This window comes from Armatimonadota bacterium (assembly GCA_017303935.1).
Lineage (GTDB): Bacteria > Armatimonadota > Fimbriimonadia > Fimbriimonadales > Fimbriimonadaceae > JAFLBD01.
Window position 1 is genome coordinate 262,242 of the sequence record JAFLBD010000003.1, and the last position, 17,013, is coordinate 279,254.

The 17,013-nt window shown below is 52.3% G+C and carries 18 protein-coding genes; 11 read left to right on the forward strand and 7 right to left on the reverse strand.

The annotated features are described in order from the left end of the window. The first annotated feature begins 181 nt into the window (after window positions 1-181). Window positions 182-526, forward strand: coding sequence for a hypothetical protein (locus tag J0L72_10350; GenBank protein ID MBN8691171.1), 345 nt, complete (start codon window positions 182-184; stop codon window positions 524-526). A 6-nt stretch (window positions 527-532) separates the two neighbouring features. On the opposite strand, the gene J0L72_10355 is transcribed toward J0L72_10350, so the two are convergent. The 3 genes from J0L72_10355 to J0L72_10365 form a co-directional block, all read right to left on the reverse strand. Beyond that, the gene (locus J0L72_10355) at window positions 533-757 is read right to left on the reverse strand and encodes a hypothetical protein (GenBank protein ID MBN8691172.1); all 225 of its coding nucleotides are present in this window, start codon (window positions 755-757) and stop codon (window positions 533-535) included. Between the two features lie 367 nt (window positions 758-1,124). Continuing rightward, on the reverse strand, window positions 1,125-2,285 hold the full coding sequence (locus J0L72_10360; protein MBN8691173.1) for a hypothetical protein: 1,161 nt from the start codon (window positions 2,283-2,285) through the stop codon (window positions 1,125-1,127). 112 nt (window positions 2,286-2,397) lie between these two features. Then, on the reverse strand, window positions 2,398-2,811 hold the full coding sequence (locus J0L72_10365; protein MBN8691174.1) for a hypothetical protein: 414 nt from the start codon (window positions 2,809-2,811) through the stop codon (window positions 2,398-2,400). Window positions 2,812-2,857: 46 nt separating this feature from the next. Here J0L72_10365 and J0L72_10370 point away from each other — a divergent pair, with 46 nt between their 5' ends. From J0L72_10370 to J0L72_10380, 3 genes are all read left to right on the forward strand, one after another. Next, entirely contained in the window at window positions 2,858-4,024 is a 1,167-nt protein-coding gene (locus J0L72_10370) for a hypothetical protein (GenBank protein MBN8691175.1), read from the forward strand. A gap of 494 nt (window positions 4,025-4,518) precedes the next feature. Beyond that, the gene (locus J0L72_10375; protein MBN8691176.1) at window positions 4,519-5,985 is read left to right on the forward strand and encodes a hypothetical protein; all 1,467 of its coding nucleotides are present in this window, start codon (window positions 4,519-4,521) and stop codon (window positions 5,983-5,985) included. A 513-nt stretch (window positions 5,986-6,498) separates the two neighbouring features. Beyond that, window positions 6,499-7,494 carry a PEP-CTERM sorting domain-containing protein gene (locus J0L72_10380; GenBank protein MBN8691177.1) on the forward strand — a complete coding sequence of 332 codons (996 nt, stop codon included), beginning with the start codon at window positions 6,499-6,501 and terminating at the stop codon, window positions 7,492-7,494. A 50-nt stretch (window positions 7,495-7,544) separates the two neighbouring features. Here J0L72_10380 and J0L72_10385 read toward each other — a convergent pair whose 3' ends face one another. After that, on the reverse strand, window positions 7,545-8,186 hold the full coding sequence (locus tag J0L72_10385) for a DinB family protein (GenBank protein ID MBN8691178.1): 642 nt from the start codon (window positions 8,184-8,186) through the stop codon (window positions 7,545-7,547). Window positions 8,187-8,238: 52 nt separating this feature from the next. Between J0L72_10385 and J0L72_10390 the strand changes: the two genes are divergently transcribed. Together J0L72_10390 and J0L72_10395 are read left to right on the forward strand one after the other, a co-directional pair. Next, window positions 8,239-8,658: a hypothetical protein gene (locus tag J0L72_10390; GenBank protein MBN8691179.1), complete on the forward strand. Its 420-nt coding sequence runs from the start codon at window positions 8,239-8,241 to the stop codon at window positions 8,656-8,658. 639 nt (window positions 8,659-9,297) lie between these two features. Further along, on the forward strand, window positions 9,298-10,257 hold the full coding sequence (locus tag J0L72_10395; protein MBN8691180.1) for a PEP-CTERM sorting domain-containing protein: 960 nt from the start codon (window positions 9,298-9,300) through the stop codon (window positions 10,255-10,257). A 102-nt stretch (window positions 10,258-10,359) separates the two neighbouring features. On the opposite strand, the gene J0L72_10400 is transcribed toward J0L72_10395, so the two are convergent. From J0L72_10400 to J0L72_10410, 3 genes are all read right to left on the reverse strand, one after another. Further along, complete coding sequence (locus J0L72_10400) at window positions 10,360-10,878, reverse strand: hypothetical protein (protein ID MBN8691181.1); 519 nt, start codon at window positions 10,876-10,878, stop codon at window positions 10,360-10,362. Window positions 10,879-11,235: 357 nt separating this feature from the next. After that, the gene (locus J0L72_10405) at window positions 11,236-11,571 is read right to left on the reverse strand and encodes a restriction endonuclease (GenBank protein ID MBN8691182.1); all 336 of its coding nucleotides are present in this window, start codon (window positions 11,569-11,571) and stop codon (window positions 11,236-11,238) included. Between the two features lie 234 nt (window positions 11,572-11,805). Then, complete coding sequence (locus J0L72_10410; protein MBN8691183.1) at window positions 11,806-12,450, reverse strand: hypothetical protein; 645 nt, start codon at window positions 12,448-12,450, stop codon at window positions 11,806-11,808. 599 nt (window positions 12,451-13,049) lie between these two features. Between J0L72_10410 and J0L72_10415 the strand changes: the two genes are divergently transcribed. From J0L72_10415 to J0L72_10435, 5 genes are all read left to right on the forward strand, one after another. Continuing rightward, window positions 13,050-13,217: a DUF1508 domain-containing protein gene (locus J0L72_10415; protein ID MBN8691184.1), complete on the forward strand. Its 168-nt coding sequence runs from the start codon at window positions 13,050-13,052 to the stop codon at window positions 13,215-13,217. Window positions 13,218-13,258: 41 nt separating this feature from the next. Then, window positions 13,259-14,140, forward strand: coding sequence for a hypothetical protein (locus J0L72_10420; protein ID MBN8691185.1), 882 nt, complete (start codon window positions 13,259-13,261; stop codon window positions 14,138-14,140). Window positions 14,141-14,297: 157 nt separating this feature from the next. Continuing rightward, complete coding sequence (dcm, locus tag J0L72_10425) at window positions 14,298-15,254, forward strand: DNA (cytosine-5-)-methyltransferase (protein ID MBN8691186.1); 957 nt, start codon at window positions 14,298-14,300, stop codon at window positions 15,252-15,254. Next, window positions 15,215-16,099: a hypothetical protein gene (locus J0L72_10430; protein ID MBN8691187.1), complete on the forward strand. Its 885-nt coding sequence runs from the start codon at window positions 15,215-15,217 to the stop codon at window positions 16,097-16,099. The genes dcm and J0L72_10430 overlap by 40 nt, the downstream gene beginning before the upstream one ends. 165 nt (window positions 16,100-16,264) lie before the next feature. Beyond that, on the forward strand, window positions 16,265-16,978 hold the full coding sequence (locus J0L72_10435; protein ID MBN8691188.1) for a hypothetical protein: 714 nt from the start codon (window positions 16,265-16,267) through the stop codon (window positions 16,976-16,978). Window positions 16,979-17,013: the final 35 nt, after the last annotated feature.

Consider the following 17,013-nt stretch of genomic DNA (forward strand, 5'->3'; position numbering starts at 1 on the left):
GAAAGCGAGATCGTGATTTGAGCAACATGACAGTCACCGCACAGCAAAGTGCTTTTCCTATCATAACAAATATTTGCCAAAATGTTGCGTAATTGTCATTTATTTTTGAAAAAAGTTGCTGTTTAGGTTCAAATCGTCGTCAAAATTCTCCTGACATGAACGGGGTACCGTGAATCCCATCATGGAATCCCTGCAAGTCACCGTCGAAATCGTGGATCCGCCGGAGGGATTCGATTGCTTGCTGCAGGTCGGAAGCTCGCTACAGCGCGAACTCGCGTTCGAGATCTCTTGGAAGGGAGAGAATCCGACTGGCCTTGCGGTGGTGCGCAATAGCGACGGCCGGAGATTTGTGTATCTGGTTTGGCTCGAACCCACTGGCAAGCGCTATGGCCGCATCAAACTTTGGGCGAACCAGATCGCCGCTCCGGGAACTACCGGGCGGGTGTTGGTTCAGGTCCCAGGCAAAGACTCCAAGGGCCGCCCCGCCTGCGCCACGGTGGCTGGAGTGACTTCGAATGCGCATTGAGCGCAATCATTGATTGCACTTTAAGGTCTTTAGAATCTTTTCGACCTCGGACACAGATTCCGGGTCTTGGCCAACGATTCGAGCAAAAACGAGTCCCGATGTATCCTTTGACTCCGATGCAAGCATCATGATGACTCCAATATCGTTGCTCTGAAATCGCACATCGGCGCGAAACAAGATACTATCCAGGCCGTGTGCCTTACCCAATTCCATAACTTGTTTCAGTGTCACGATTTTCTCACGGCGAAAAATTTCTTCGATTGATTTCTCAAAAGCTCTTCTTAGATCAAAGTTCCTATCCTTTCGAATTGCAGCTAAGTCAATTCGAATACTTTCATTTTCTGCAATTAGATAATCCTTTGTGGGGCTTATTCGTTTTTTATAACTTGCAGGAACCGTAACTTCCCAAGTCCCCACTCGCATCTTAGAGTCCGTATCAACCACCCTGAATACGGGCCCGACACGGATAATAGGTGCGCATCCAAATGATCCTAGTGCGATCGTGGTAATTAGTAGTAATTGTGCCCTTTTCATGCTTATGCTGCCCGTTCTCAATTGGATCGTATCGAACTATTCTATACCTTCGCAGGTGCCGGAATTATTGCTGCTCCTCTCCCGAGTCTCCCAGATCCAACAAGTCGTACAATACTTCGAATACCTTTTCGCTGTTCATCGGAACTGCGATGTCCCTGCGCGCTAGCGCTTTCGTCGTACCCGTGATGTACTTATCAGTGATGATGACGTAATCTTGATCATCGTCCATTTCAAGGCGAGCCGCCAACTTCCCTGTTCGCAGGTCATAAAACTCTCCGCTATCGTATAAGGCATGCTTACCGTAAGTGGCTGTATATTGCGACCAAACACCTTGGCTGCGTTTGAATGTCCAAGTCGGGCCACCGCGATAGATGCTCCGCACGACAAGGGTTTTCTTGTCTTCACTGCGAGTCACCGACCAAGGCGAAAGTGCAACCCCATTTTCTGATGCCTTCACTGGCTTGAAACCAGGGATGATTCCGTGATCCTGAATCTTGCCTTTGAACTCACTGAGCACGTGCCCTTGGTCGACCCAATGGCTCCTCTTCTCGATATCGATAGGCAGAGTAGACGCCGGATACATCCGATCGAGCAAAGGATCGTACCAAAATCGAACTTCGGGGGTGTCATTGGAATTACCAACTACTAACGCTAGGCGCCCGCTGGCTCCAGGAATGAGATAGTAACTTCCGTAATTATTAGGCAAGAGAACTTTATCGCGGCCGAGCATCGTCGAAACATTTCGGACTTGTAATGTGCCGCTTGTATTAAGTATCCAGTTTTCTCCATTCTGGCTAAATTGGACCTCACCATCAATATTTATCAGGCAATAATCCAAAAGTGTTGCACTAGTCGCCTGAAACAGTGCCGCAGAGGCATCATCGAAACCTTCACAAACCACTGCAAAGCTATCATAGGGACCGGGCACGACATGGCTCACGCTTCCGCTCGAACTTCCACTCAACTGCCCATCGAGCCTCTTGGCGCTAGGAGTAGTCTCGTTTAAGGACTCCAATCTGAATTCATACAATCTGGAGTTATAGCGAACGTACAGCCAGGAATCGAACATGTGAACGCCCGAGCCTGACACCGATTTGGGAGCACACACATACTGGTCGGCAATTCCAGATCCGGTGACAGGATTCAGCATCGGGCGCTGAGCCGGCTCCTGGCACCCCACCAAAACCAGTCCGACTGCACAAAACAGTGCCCTTTGCCGTCCCATAGCTCACCTTACTCCAAAGCCGGATTGAGGTTCAAGGTAGCCCAAAGTTCCCCCTCATTACTTGTTATGAGGGGGGTTAGGGGGAGAAAGAGCCCAAGCCAAATGAACTGAATCAACGCGCTAGTGGTGGTTTGCTCCACTCGGCACGATAGTAGATTGCCACGATCTCGTCTGCCGGCGGCGGCTTGACGGCTGCCCCGTCGAGGTCCACCCAGATCAAATTCTCCAGCTCTTTCTTGCCTTGGCTAGCACCTTCGGAATCGATGATGGCGATCGGTCGAGTTAGAGCGGCTACGTCTTGGCCGCCCTTCCAGCAGAGGTGGGTGATGACGAATGGCCCGTCTGATCCTGGCTGAAAATGAAGTTCCCCTTTCTGACTTGCCACAACGCGCACTTGATCTCGGAGAGCCAAAGTTGGCATCAAAAGACTATAAGCCAACCAAAGGATTATGGCGAGGGTGACCAAGACGATTTGCCCGATCACATTTCGCTCTAGACGGTGCAATCGTTGCTCGATAGTACGCATGTTGCAGTATTGCGCACGAAACCTGCATCTTGATCGTCAGAATGAAATGATGGTTCCTGCCGTTCTTAGTCTAGTTCTTTCGACGACCGGGGCCGTGCGCCAAATCCCTCTCAATGGCCAGGAATGGTCTTTGGAATGGAGCCCAAATGGTCAAACACTGGCGATGATCGATATATTTAGCCCGGAAGACGGAGACTCTGTAAAAAAATCGACATTCAGATTGTTCAATCCTACTCGCACCATAGAACTTCCGGTCTCAGATAATGGTTGGGCTATTGACCGGTGGAAACCCGATGGGAAGCAGATCATGATATCGGATTGGTATCAAACTCTCATTTTGGATATGCCATCCGGAAAGATCGCTAAACGCTTGCCGCCCAATACCTACGCTTGGTGGATCGGAGACGTGCTGTGTATCACAAAGAAAATTGAGGTCAAACCCAACAACCGCGTGCACCGGTGGTGGTTCGGAAAACAAGAACGTAAACTTCCAACAGGTTTAACGTTTGACAGCGCATCCTTGGATGGAAACGTTTTGATCGCTGAAGTCAATAAGGGCTCCAACGACAACAACCGCTCAACATATGCATTGGCGATGATCGTGCTTGACGAGGCAGGAAACATCCGTTGGTATAAGAAGCTCCTGTCTGGCGGCAGGTTGGATTTGCGAGCAGACTATGTTTCTAGCTGGAATCCCAAATACGGAATGCTTGCGCGTACGGTCGACATTTCTGGAGCACCGTCAATGTTGGGTTTCGTTGAAGATCGCTTCGGTGAAACAGCATTGGAGGCACTCAATATTCCAAACGAATCTTGGTATGGTGCCGACAACTTAAGGTGGGTCGGTGAACGTTCTCTCACAATGACCATGGATGTCAGCTATTTGAATGGCGCCACTCCGCCAGTGTACATCGCACTCTTTGATGCAGTCTCAAAGACCATTCGCCCTATCTACGGAAGCCCATCGATGGTGAGTTATTCAGGCTCCAAGCATTCCGCTGCCATTATTGAGCGTCAGGGTAGTGGCTCATGCAGACTCGTTATATGTGGGTGGAAGCGTAACAACAAGGGCGAAATCATCACTACAGAATACGTTCCTGCAGATGCACCAAGGGATGCGCTCGGAAAGACACAGGATTGGAGTCATTACATCATCCACCCATCGAAACCGCTTAAGCCAACCCGCACCCGCCCCGCAATCGTTGCTCGATAGTACGCATGATGCAGTATTGCGCACGGATCACTTATCACGTGATTACGAACGTGTGTCCATCTTTGCGCGCCCTTACTTTGAATGGAGTTAAACAATCTCTTTTCAAAATCAAATTCTCGCACACTTTCTACTCTCATCCCCGTTATAATGATGGGGCCTGTCCTGTATTCGCTGAATCATTGGGCACCTAGTATTTTGCCCTGCAGCGGTCTGCGTCAGGTTTGGACCGGTTTTGAGTACAAGGAAGATCACTTATCACCGAACTTGCAAGATTTAAGAGGGAAAGGGCTCGCTTCGTAGGCTTACTCCGTCGGATCGCGGATGATCCGGCGGCCGTTAGTCGTTGCCACGATGAATACATCGCGGTTCGAGCATATCTGATTAACGCTTGCGCTGCGGTGCCCGACTGGTTACACGAATGTGAATCAAGTCATCGCTTTCGGAATCGGATTCAGGACGGGATTCGTGTTGATGGGGCCCTAGTTCATCCCAGATTGGACTTTGGCGCGTGCGTCGCTGAGTCGCAGGCGCTGAAGCTAAAGACAAGAGCCCATTTTGCCTTTCTCGGCGGCAAGAAGGTACCTGACGAACAGAAATCCTCGAGCTTCATTACCGAATATGCCAACCAGCTAGTTACGTCGATTGCAGGCGCAATTGGCGCGACATTTTTCGGCGGACGTCCGGTGATTCAGTTTTGGATCGTAGTTGGAGCGGTTGCCGCGGCTTTGTTGCTTCGAGTAATAAAATTGCAAAGGCTCGGCTACAACCATAAGAGGTGGTTGGTAACCGCAAGTATTTTTCTTGCCGTTTCCACGGTAGCGTGCGTATTGGATTTTAAGAGGTCCGCACCAGTGCCTCTGCCGCCTACCGTTGAGAAAACAGAAGGTGGAGCCGAAATAGAAACTTCGCCGCGCCCTGGTCGAGGAAATGCAGAGTCAGGAACCTCGGACCAACCTCGTATTGAAGTTGAATTTCTCCATTCGATTTCTAGCCTCGGAGTCTGCGCGGATGAACCTGTAGAGGTTACATTTGTTGATGAAGGCGTGAAGTGGCGGATCCATCCTACCGCAAGTATGAGCGCTGAAGACCGGCTCGGCTATGACCCTGGCGATGATAGATTCGAGCTCGTTGTCGGTGAATTCAAGCGCGGTAGCCTCGGCATTAATGGGGTTGAAATACATCCTGGCGATGGCCGGATACGTGTTGGCACGGTGCAGTTGACGATGGACGGTGGAATGGCGAACTCAACAATGTCATTTTATACGCCCACATGGCGGCGTTTTTCGCCAGACTCCGTGATGACTTACGCAGGATCCGATTACAAATCAGCAGGTGTCGTTAACCCCACTGCTGAGATTGCCGAAGGTCTCGCACCCATTCCTCCAGGAGATACAGCATGGAAAGTAGATGGGCGTGATTCGCGTGCATTCTTGCGCTTTGCATCAACATTGTGGTGTGCTCGACCAAACGGAGTTGGGTTTTATATCGGCGTTAGAGCCGGTGAACACCCAAGTGCTAGACTCGTCTTTGGAACACCGGACGGCAGTTTCTTTGTTCTACAGCGCCGTACTCGTTCCAAGTGGCGTATTGGAAAACTCATCGATGGCGCGCCGGTCTGGCTAGCTGAACTCAGCCTGCGTACGGCTTTCGACGCATTTTTTCAGTTTATGGATGATGGGTTCGGCAATTGTCATTTGTTTGTAGATACCGACATGCCCACTGTCGTTCCATACAAGAGCAAGGCAGCAAGAATTCTAGCTCCAAATAGTAGTCAGTTTCAACTTACCGCTGCCGGACGCGAGTGGCCGCTATACGTCTCATTCCAGGCCGAAGGCGTTACTGCCTATCTTCGCAGCGTACTCGTTTCAACCTACACCCATCCCTCGGATGCCGAAGCGCGGGTCGCAGCACGCGTAATCATGCGGAATCCTGGTGAGTATTTATCCTTAGCGGGCGATTAGCCAACGGCTGCAGAGTGGAAAGTTACTAAGTGGTTGCCTGGAGCAGACGTCTAGCGAATATTCGCGCAAAGGTCCTCCCTGCACGATATTCTAAACTCGCGCAGTCGTAGCATGAACTTAAGCCAATTCTCAGATTCTTCGTTACCTCCAATTAGTTATTAATTTTGCAAGCGAATTTGCCAAAGAAGGCGGTTTTTTTGAAGTCTACGTCGGCGAACCACCGCCCACCGACTCCCTGCAATCCCTCATATTAGCAAGCGTGTTTGGGCGGTTTCAACGATGGCACGGGCTCATCCTTAAGGATTGATCATCGAAATTCGCCACCAATCTTGAGGGCTCAATTGTGGGACACTCCTCAGTTGCTCTTGTAGAAACCACTCTTTTCCTATACACTCGTATTGTTAACTGGGCTACGTTTCTCGGTTGACCCACGGAAGCCCGATGAAATCACATGCCTTTCTCACCACTTTACTGACCTGCGCAACGCTAAGTTCAGCGCATGCTTGGACTTTCGTGAATCTGCATCCCGCCAGCGCATCTGTTTCTGCAGGGTTCGCCGCAGGTGGCAGCACTCAAGGAGGGAACGCCAATATTAGCGGCGTGCTTAACGCAGGTATGTGGAGTGGCAGTTCGGCTTCTTGGACAAGCCTCCACCCGAGCGGTGCAAACTACTCCGAGGTTTGGGGGGCATCTTCCGTTTCACAAGTTGGCTACGCGCATATCGGAGTCACTACCCACGCCAGCCTTTGGACGGGCACCGCCGGATCATGGATTTCACTCAACCCTAGCTTTGCTCTAGGCTCCATCGGGTACGCCGCCACTCCTACTTCTCAAGCCGGTGCCGTCTACGCATTTAGTACTGTAGTCGCCGCCTACTGGACCGGATCAGCGGGCTCTTTCGTGAACCTGAATCCAACCGGGGCGAGCCAATCCGTCGCCTACGGAGCCTCTGGTTCGATCCAATCCGGTTACGCCAACATTGCCGGCGTGACCTCCGCCGGAAAATGGAACGGCACCTCGGCATCTTGGGTCAACATGCACCCATCCGGAGCCACTTCTTCGATCGCCTATGCAGCAGACGCCGCTAGCCAAGCGGGTTACGCTGTAATCGGTGGTTCAAACCACGCGAGCCTTTGGACAGGAACTGCTGGTTCCTGGGTGGACTTGCACCCGACCGGTGCAACTGCCTCAACTGCATGGGGTGTCAGCGGCCCCTACCAAGTCGGTGGTTCTGTATTTGGCGGAATCCAGCGCGCCAGCCTCTGGACCGGGTCTTCTGGCTCACACGTTGACTTGCACGCATTCCTACCCGCAAGCTTCACCAACTCCGTCGCCCGTTCCATCTCCACAGACGGGGTGAACTACTACATCGTCGGGATCGGACGAAACTCTGCCACCTTCCGGGACGAAGCCCTGCTCTGGACTCAGCCCGTCCCCGAACCTTCAACTCTCGCCGCACTGGGTCTCGGCGCCTTTGCTCTCCGACGCCGCAAGCGCACGGCAAAGTAAGTTTCCTCGGTTTGCGGGTGAATTCAGCCCAGACTTAGCCAATTTCCGCCTTACCGGCGGCCGATCCAGTTCGAATCCATACCTCGAGCAAAGAGGAGCTCTTGCAACTGCCCGGTGTGCGTTCCGAGATGGCGCAAGTTCACGAGCTGGTGGTCCAGCTTCGGGATCCGGTACCAGGAAAATCCAGATTTGGGCGATGCCAGATCAAGCGCGTCCACCCAGGCGTCCACCTGTTTGACGATCCAGTCCAAATAGCTCAGGACTTCCGACTTCGAATAAGTCGTCTCCTCGGGAGGAATTCCTTCCTCGTCGTCATCCCACAGGCAAGTCGCTTGGGATTGATGCTTCTCCCAAGGCACAAAATCCGACTTCATTGGCATCAGATAGAGGTGGGTGTAGAACAGAGCGTGGTAGGCAATGCGCCAAAAGGTCCGCGGATGCCCGCTCGGCGCCAAGGCCCACAGGTCGTCGGGGCAATCTTCCACACACTGGCGGAGCATCGCCAGCCCTGCCTTGTACTGCCCCTTGAGTGCGGCTTGAAGTTCCATAACGGTTAGACTACACGATTCGCCGTCGTCCAGTTTGCCGAATTCTTGCTCTTTGGTCACATGAATCAGATTCTGTAGCAACGCAGCTGAACCATCACCTTCTCCCAACCCATCATCGGCGCCAGAACCAAGTCCCCCCCTCATTACTTTGTTATGAGTGGGGTTAGGGGGAGAAATTCCGTGCCAAACTAAACCTATGGCGCAAAGCCAGTTGCCGTTAGAAAATGTGAGCACAAAGAATGGCGGGCATTCTGGGATTCTTTCGGAATGCGCCGCACTGTTGCAAGCAGTTTGTATCTATTTGGTAGGCAATCCGAGGCTCCAAGGTTTTGGCAACATTGCAATTGCTTCTGCGGCAATCACGTCGGTCATCGTTATCCTTTGGCAAATTCGCAACAGCCGAACAGACTCCCTCATCACGTTCGCCAGTGCAGTTTTCGTGGCGTCAGCAATACTAGTAAGAGACAAGATTCCATTCGATCAATTGCTCGCAGTTGTCTTGGTGTACGTGGCTCTCATTTCGGCGTTGGTGTACTTTGCGAATAAGGCGCGGTCCAGTCCATCAAGATGTTCAATTTTGGTCATTATCGCAACAATTGCATCGATGGTCAGATAGGACGGCGGAGACCTTTAGAGTTCCTTATGAAGGTGTGTCGAATATGAGAATAGTTGTATCAATTACAGCGTTTATAGGATGATTCGACTAAGAATATGGACACAGCTCTCGTTCTTGAATTGTTTCTCAGATTCTTTCTGAAGGGTCTGGTGGCGGGCGTTGGGCTAGCAGGATTTCTCAGAAGACCAGCCGGGAAGCCCATCATGTACCTGTGTTTGTTTCCATTGCTCATCTTAATCGGTTTGATCGCCTTTGTTACTGTCACCTTTTCTAATTTCTATCCCATGGCGCGACTCCTCGGAATCACCAGCCTTGGTGGTGCTAATGGTGGCGTATTGGGTTACTTCGCAACAATCCTCATGTTGAACCGATTCCAGACGAAATCCAAAGAAGAATCCACCAAGTGATGTGAGGCAAGTGGCAAAGCCAAGTTCAATCCAAGGTAACCACACCCGTCATCGGAGCCGGAACCAAGTCCCCCACCTCTTCACTTTGTTATGAGGGGGGTTAGGGGGAGAGAGGAAGCGAAACCCTTCAGCTCCACCGCAACAGATGTCGACAAGAAAGGCAAACCTGGTGAAAGCAACTCTTCCACCACACCAAAGTTTCCACTATAATGCAGTCATCAAGGAATCAACCATGAAGCGCACCGTTCTTACCCTCATTATCGCCGCCGGAATGGGAACGCTGGCGCACGCCAGCTTCGACATGATGTTTGTGGCCGACGGTGTCACCAAGTCGATCCACCGAATCGACCCGATCAACGGAGTCAGCTTGGGGCGGTTCGGAGCAGGATTCCTCAGCAACCCGGTCTCTGTTTCCCTCGGACCGAATAACGAAGTCTGGGTTTTGGACCAACCAGGCTCGAATTCGAGAGTACGAAAGTTCAACGGAAACACGGGCGACTATCTCGGCGGTTTTAGCTTGTACTATTCCACGGGAAGCGATTCCAAACTCCGCGTGGTCGGTAACAACGTTTTTGTGACCTCAGGGAATGGATTTGGTAGCGGATACCTCTTCAACTACCAGCTTAACGGAAACCTCAATGGTGCTTCTTACCTCTCTTTGACTGAAGCTGGAAATCAGACGCAAGGAGTAGCTGTGATCGGTTCTACCGTCTACTGCAGTTCCATCCAGAGCGCGTTTTCTCGACACCTGTTCTACCAAACCCCTGTGAGTAGTAGTTGGAATGGAGGCTTCATCGGCTACTCCAATACAGTGACGTCCAGCGCGAATCCTGGCTACCTAACTGCCGCGAACGGATTGCTAGTTCACACAGCAGGGGTGACGCAAGGCTTTGTCTTTAACTCCTCGCTCGCGTTTATTCAAAGCTTTGGTATCTCTGGGTTTACCAGTATTAAAGGACTGGCTGGAGGACACGAAGACTTGGTACACGTTGCTGGTATGACTTCGAACGGATTCGGCGTCGCCAAGTATTACTCGGGAACCAATGACTTCATCTCTCCGACGGTCATTGGCGGAACAGGCATTACTGACCCACGCGACATCGCGGTCCTCATCGCTCCCGAACCAGGAACGATGATCGCCCTCGGCGCAGGGCTCGCTGCCTTACTCCGCAAACGCCGCCGCGCAAGTTAATTCGCCCACAACTTCCCCTCCCGACTCTGTTTTGTAGGGAGCGCTCCGACAAATCCCCCCTCATTACTTGTTATGAGGGGGGATAGGGGGGAGAAAAGCCAACTACTCGATCTTCGAACCGAAGAATTCATTCGACCGCAGAACAGCATCAAGGTAAGCCAGTTTCTGCAACTCGTTCACGAACTTCCCCGCCAAGGCAGGCTCCGATTCCTCCGCCCAGGTGAGCGACATCCGGCCCTCGTTCAGAGTGATCGCCCCAACCTGTTCCGCGCTGAATGTGGCCCGGCGAGCGGGGTCGAATCCGCGGATATCCAAGAGCGTCACCAATCCCGAATACAGGTTCAGCCTAAGCTCGTATCGAGCGCGATACTGGATCAGCCACAGGCTCAACCGGAAAGCCAAAGTTGCTCCCGTCAGCGCGCCGCACACCAAGCACAAGTATTGCCCAATCGAGAGCACTGCGAAGTCCGTCACGCCGACCGTCCCAAACACCACGCACACCCCTGTGAGCACGGCCAAAATCACGATCTCCAGGGTCGAGACGAGATTCGGCGGTCGCGCCGAGAAGATCACCTCTTCGCCCTTGATCTCAAAACTCGTCAGTATCGGTGCTTCGTCCATCGCCGCAGGTTCACCCCACCTCCATCATGCCTCAACTCCAGAGCCATTGGCTAGAGCGAATCATCTCTTCTCCCCCCTTCCCCCCTCATTGGCTTCGCCAATGAGGGGGGATTTTTCGGAGCATTCGGCCTTTCGTTTCAATCCGGCAACCACTCCCGATCTACAGCATTCAAAGAATTGGAATGCATGGCGACGCTTCCCTTCACAGAGGCAAAGCTGGGCTGGCGATTTCCCCTTTCACTTATCAGTCACCAGGCGAAAGCTCCGAGATTCCCCCCCTCATTACTTGTTATGAGGGGGGTTAGGGGGGAGAGGGGCTATACCGAACACTGTTGGTCTCCAAATCGCCGCGGCACTTCATTTTGGTACTTTCAAGTTGGCTAGTAACCAGTCGCCGTCTTTGAGCCGAACCCTGCTGGCCCTCGCCTGCTCGACAGCCGAGCGAGTGAACCCACTCGGGCTCACAACCCAGGCTTCATCCGCGCGGTAGCGATCCCGTGCGCCTGCGGCTTCCTGCACCGATTTGATCCCAGCGGGCCGTCGCCAGCGCTTGGCTTGAACCACGACTCGCCTTCCTTGTCGATGGATGACCAGATCGGCTCCAAAGTCATTTGAACGCGGAGTCAGCTCGACCGCCCATCCCTCGCGCTCCAAAATCTGCCGGAGTGCGCGCTCGAACTCTTCTCCGCTCATCTGCTCGATTTGCCCAAGGGACGGAAGAGGCTGTATTCGTCGTATCCAGCGTTTGAAAATGATCCAAAGCAGCCCCATCAAAATCAGGCAAAGAAACACCAGAAAAAGCGGAAAAAATGCGCGAAGAAAAGCTCCGGAATAATCCGGGGCAGACTCCGAAAGCAGCAATCCTATTCCAAAATTCTCCATAGGCACACTCTCAGTGTCATCAAGGAATTAGGGGGGAGAGGGGGACTACACCCCAAACTTGCCAAGCTCGACCAGAGCCGTGGACTGCCCAGTCGCCGCGCAGACAAACCGAACCGCCACCGCGCAAAACCGCGAATCCACCCCAAACTGCTCCGGAACGCCACCCTTAAACGTCACAAAACCGGCCGAACGGTAGCGGCTGAGATACGTGCGGCGGTGCGCCGAAAGAAGCGGCTGGAGCAACACTTCGGTCACCACTCCGTCCGAATTGCTGCGGTCGGGGGTCAGCTCCACCGAGCCTCCCACCGCCGAAACCGAAAACCGCACCGCATCGCCCATAAAAGGCGAATCGGGCGGATCCAAAGGCAGCTCCGCCCCCGGGTTCATCTGCAAAAACTTGAAAGACAAAGCGGTGAAAAAGAGGTTCGGCCTGGCGCGGTTACTGCTCGAACTTCCCGCTTCGCGATTGGCATAATCGGCCCAAGATTCGGCCTGAGCCAGGGTGAGATTCCGCCACGCATCGCCGATTCGGGCCAGATTTTGGCGATTGGCCTGTTGGCGCGGCGACCTTGGATCGTTGACCAGGGGCCGTTCGCGCAGCACCGTCCCGTTTGGGGTTTGGGCAAAAACGGCGTTGCCAGCCCTCCCGCTGATTCCGCCGAGCACGATGCCTTCTTTGACCTTTGCCATACCGTGGATTGTTGGCGCCTCCCCCCAAAATCCTCAGCCCGTCCATGCGGCGAGATGCATGGACACTGCACGCACACTGCACGCACACTGCACGCACACATGGGCACCACTTACGCATTACATGTCGGAGGTACTGGATAAGAGGCCATACGCTTGTAGCGAGTGGTAAGTGCCAACGATATTTGACACAATGAAACACTTCGGATATCTAGTTCAGTCTCTTTAACAAACCCAAGAAGTGTATAAGCAAAGCAAATTTCGGCTCGTTTGCACAGAATACTAAGGTTACCAATGTCTACGTTAGGGCTTTTAGATTTGCAGAACCCTAGAAGCGGATCAAAAAAATCAAAGAAAGTTAGAATCGTTTCCGCATTGGCACACGTGTCTACTGGTGAAGAGGTCGCGGCCCACCAGCTTTGATCGGAGGGTAGAGCCGCTCTCTTCTGATTTGCGTCACCGTTTTTCAAAGGCTATTCTAGGCAACATCGCTCTAGTGACGAGTCCAAAGCGCAGAAAGGTTCGGTTGATGAAGCAAATTTCGCAACAGGTGCGAGGCGAGCGGGGCCAATCCGAATCGCAATATACGAAGGAGGTACATTTTGTACTACTACATTTACAAGGACACGAACTCTGAATGGCGTTGGACCCTCTATGCGGCGAATAATCGAAAGATTGCAAATAGTGGCGAGGGATACCAGAACAAACAGGATTGCCTCAGTGCAATAACCCTGGTCAAGGGTTCATCTGGCGCACCGATACACGAGTAAAGTAAAAAGTGGGGCGACGGAAACCTCGCCCCTTCTAAAATATGTCCGAAGAGCCGTTTGTTATTGTTTCCGATGAATCAGGAACTGAAGATTTGATTCGGTCGCTGAGTTTTATTGCTGGGCCGAGCCGCGCAATTGGTCGACTCAATAAGAACTGCAAAGTGGCACTGTCCGAAAGTTGTCGCACCGAGATTAAGTTTAAAGATATTGATGACGCCGGACGCTGCAAGGCGGCCAAGGTTGCCCTTACGGCATTTCTCGATTGTCCAGATTGTCGTGCACTATGCCTCACATGGAGCATGCAAGATAGCCGTCGAAATGGATTGCATGGTCGAGACGATTGTGCGGATTTTCATCGGATGCTCTTCCACGGCCTTCGATCAGTAGCCGACTGGATCGGAGATAAACAGTGGCACTGGTGCCATGATCAAAAGTCAGATTTGCAGCAGGATGAACTCATAGAGTTTCTGAAAAATACTAGAGGCAACCGGTCTCACAAGTACCAAATCGAGGACCTATTTGGAAATTCTAGGCATTTCATTCGGATTGCAAAATTTGAACAACGTTGCTCAAAACAAACACCAATACTTGGACTTGCGGATCTGCTCGCGGGAGTATGTAGGCACTCGCTCCAGGACGCAGATGGATGCGTGGCGCACTACCGGGCGAGATGTGGTCAGTCGCAGTTGGAGCTTGGCTCAGGTGACACAACAGAGAGTCCAACGACGCGGGCGACCAGAGCAAAGCGGGAATTTGTTGCTTATGTTAAGGATGAGTGCGGAAAGCGGAGGTTAGGAGTGAGCCTTGAAAGCACGAGGCGCCTGGCGACACGACGCAAGGGGACAAAGTTCTGGATATGGCACTATGAACCTCAAGGACAATATGATAAAGCACCTCTTCGCTCGAAGAATACTGGCAGTTAAATTTCTTTTTTGTAGCAACAACTTCCGACCAATTTGATAATTCTGTGATAGAATCAAACCGGATTCTCATCTCAGGTCACTGGCAACGCCGGACCCGAAATTTGAATCCGAATTGCAATGGCTGGCGTCCAGAAATTGTATAGTTAATTCAACACACATGAGTACCGCAACACTACGCGTCGCATCTTTTTTTGCCGGAATCGGGGGCTTCGACCTCGGTTTCGAGCGGGCAGGGTGCAAAGTTGTGTTTCAGTGTGAGCGTGACGGTTTTTGCCAGCAAGTATTGCAAAAACACTGGCCAGATGTGCCGCTTGTGGGGGATATTAACAATGTGACCGCCACTGACGTGCCCAGCGCCGAAATCTGGTGCGGAGGATTTCCGTGCCAGGACTTGTCACTAGCAAACCAAGGAAAAAGGAAGGGATTAGATGGTATCAGAAGTGGACTCTTTCACAAGTTTGCAGCGCTTGCTGCAGAAGTTCGACCAAAGTGGCTTGTCCTCGAAAATGTGGTCGGGCTCCTTAATTCCCATGACGGGGAGGATTTTGGAATCGTCCTCTCAGTTTTGGATGAACTCGGGTATTGTGCTGCATGGCGAGTTCTTGACAGTAAGTACTTCGGAACACCCCAGCGTCGCCGTCGTACGTTCGTTGTCGCAAGTCTTGAAACAGACGGCGCCGCCCGAGTCTTTTTTGACCACACCACAATTGGAAAAGTGGATGGACCGTCACGCCTCCCAGGCGCGCACGCTACCTCCCGATCTGCAAAGGGCCATCGAGACGCAGATATCTACGTTATTCAACACGCGACGATCGGCAGAAAGCCAAACGCCGGCCCGCAAGCAAAGGGATTCAGATGCGACGGCGAAGCCTACACCCTCGACAGCCGAGGATCATCGGACGTTGTTTGTTCGACGAATGCTGGCTTCGGAGTACGAAGCACTTCAGGGCTTTCCAGAGAACTGGACGGACGTAGATTCCGAGCACTAGGAAATGCAGTCAACGTTGATGTAGCAGAGTGGATTGCGAAGCGCATCGTTAGCGCCGAAAAAGCGGAAACTGGTAATGTTGGATCGTGGCTGTACACGTCGGAGAATATCTCGGTCAATGCGTAAATTCATCAACTGAGATCATTCCTTACAAAGAAGGATCTCCGATCCCGAGTTGTCCATTCACTCACCAAGAATGTATTAAGCTCAGGAAGAAAACAAACCCAACTCAACCGGTTTGCTCTGTGGTATCCGGTGAGAAATTGTTTCCAGTATGTGAGAATAGAGTTTTGCCCTCTCTTAGCGTCAGTCCAAGTCCTAAAAACAAGTCGATCTTATTAGGAATCTCGAAAGTACTATTCCCGGGCGCATCCCATCAGGACCTCAAATATGGTACGCAATCGACTATAAGATTTCGAGCTCAGGGGGAAACTAAGGGCCCCTCAAGCTCGATTCGCACTGATTACATTTTGGTGAATGATGACAAGGACTACATCGGTCGAACGAGTTGCATTCTTGAAGTACAAGCTGGCGGAGAAACGAGTTCGACAAGTGCCCTAACTCAGCACGTATTGGAATGGGCATCGATGAAGCATCCGACAAACGAGCAGCTCAGGCAATCGGTGAAGCAACCCGGGATAATACCGAATAATGCCTGGAAGAGAACTTTAGAGCAGGTATTTCGAAAGGCACCTCTTTGTAGGCTCCATGGTGGCGGATTTGCAATTGCTCTTGGCACAATCAACTTCGACTATTTCACGAGGTTCATACGAACGTCGCACGATTATTATCCTGAATGGGAAGTCGCACTCGTGGAAATGTCTGACACATGGCCTTCCGAACTTGATATCGAGTTTCGTCCGGGCCGAGCCGTATTTATGTCTTATTCGGAGCTTGTTGATTCAGTAAGTGAGTTCCCGTATTCAGAAAGTACTCCGAATCCATTCCTTGTTCCGCTTCATGATTTCTGACGCTCATACTCGGTAGATGCAAGATTCATCGATTTTCTTGCGCATTTCACCGCAATTTTCAATTCTCACCTCCAAAACCTATCCACAACTGCCAATCATCGCCAGTAAGCCGGGTGCTGGGTGGCGGGTAAGCGTCATGCAGTGGCGGCGGGAACCAAAAGCCACATGGCAAAACTTAAACTATCGAGCTTCCTGAGCGGCGTGAGTGGGCGTGCCGGGAATGCTGTATATCGCTACACCAAAAACGGCACCGAGCTTAGCGATCGGCCGTTTGTGAACAACCCCAACACTCCGGCGCAATCTTTGGCCCGGTCTGCTTTTTCCAAGGCTACCAAGGCGTGGAAGACTCTGACCGCGGCTCAGGCGGCGGCCTGGAACGCATATGCGGCCAGCATCACCGAGACCGAAGCTGTGACCGGAGTCAAGACCAAGCGATCTGGATTCAACTGGTATGTCGCGCTTTCGAGCCGGTTTTATCAGGTGAACAACATGGCGGGAACCGCTCCGGCGACTCCTCCGGCCAGCGCCTTTACTGGCGATGCGTTGACCTTCACTTTGGGCGCGCAATCGGGCGGAATCAAGGTGACGGCGAGCGGAGGTAACTCGGCTGGCACGGTGACGGCCCTGATGTTCCAGAAGCTGACCAGCGCAAACAGCAAACCGCAAAAGGCCAAGTACACCACCAAGGCTTACTTCGCCTTTCCTTCTGGTAGCCCGGCGACGACGGTGCCTTTGGCTCCGGGAGTTTATTCGGTCGCGATCCAATACGTCAGCACGGCGACCGGTCAAGAGACCGCCATCCAGGTTCTGGGAACGGTTTCGGGCGTGACCTTTGCTGTGGCGGCTCCGGACGCGAGCGCCAAGAAGAAAGCGGCGTAAGTCTTCTCCTTTTGTTGTTTCCAACTCGCCCCGTG

What these genes read in the sequence shown, in the direction of transcription:
- J0L72_10390 (MBN8691179.1), top strand. Translation starts at nt 8,239, where the DNA reads ATGGCGCAAAGCCAGTTGCCGTTAGAAAATGTGAGCACAAAGAATGGC.
- J0L72_10410 (MBN8691183.1), bottom strand. Translation starts at nt 12,450, where the DNA reads ATGGCAAAGGTCAAAGAAGGCATCGTGCTCGGCGGAATCAGCGGGAGG.
- J0L72_10370 (MBN8691175.1), top strand. Translation starts at nt 2,858, where the DNA reads ATGATGGTTCCTGCCGTTCTTAGTCTAGTTCTTTCGACGACCGGGGCC.
- J0L72_10385 (MBN8691178.1), bottom strand. Translation starts at nt 8,186, where the DNA reads ATGAGGGGGGGACTTGGTTCTGGCGCCGATGATGGGTTGGGAGAAGGT.
- J0L72_10395 (MBN8691180.1), top strand. Translation starts at nt 9,298, where the DNA reads ATGAAGCGCACCGTTCTTACCCTCATTATCGCCGCCGGAATGGGAACG.
- J0L72_10360 (MBN8691173.1), bottom strand. Translation starts at nt 2,285, where the DNA reads ATGGGACGGCAAAGGGCACTGTTTTGTGCAGTCGGACTGGTTTTGGTG.
- J0L72_10350 (MBN8691171.1), top strand. Translation starts at nt 182, where the DNA reads ATGGAATCCCTGCAAGTCACCGTCGAAATCGTGGATCCGCCGGAGGGA.
- J0L72_10405 (MBN8691182.1), bottom strand. Translation starts at nt 11,571, where the DNA reads ATGAGCGGAGAAGAGTTCGAGCGCGCACTCCGGCAGATTTTGGAGCGC.
- J0L72_10365 (MBN8691174.1), bottom strand. Translation starts at nt 2,811, where the DNA reads ATGCGTACTATCGAGCAACGATTGCACCGTCTAGAGCGAAATGTGATC.
- J0L72_10420 (MBN8691185.1), top strand. Translation starts at nt 13,259, where the DNA reads ATGTCCGAAGAGCCGTTTGTTATTGTTTCCGATGAATCAGGAACTGAA.
- dcm (MBN8691186.1), top strand. Translation starts at nt 14,298, where the DNA reads ATGAGTACCGCAACACTACGCGTCGCATCTTTTTTTGCCGGAATCGGG.
- J0L72_10435 (MBN8691188.1), top strand. Translation starts at nt 16,265, where the DNA reads ATGGCAAAACTTAAACTATCGAGCTTCCTGAGCGGCGTGAGTGGGCGT.
- J0L72_10400 (MBN8691181.1), bottom strand. Translation starts at nt 10,878, where the DNA reads ATGGACGAAGCACCGATACTGACGAGTTTTGAGATCAAGGGCGAAGAG.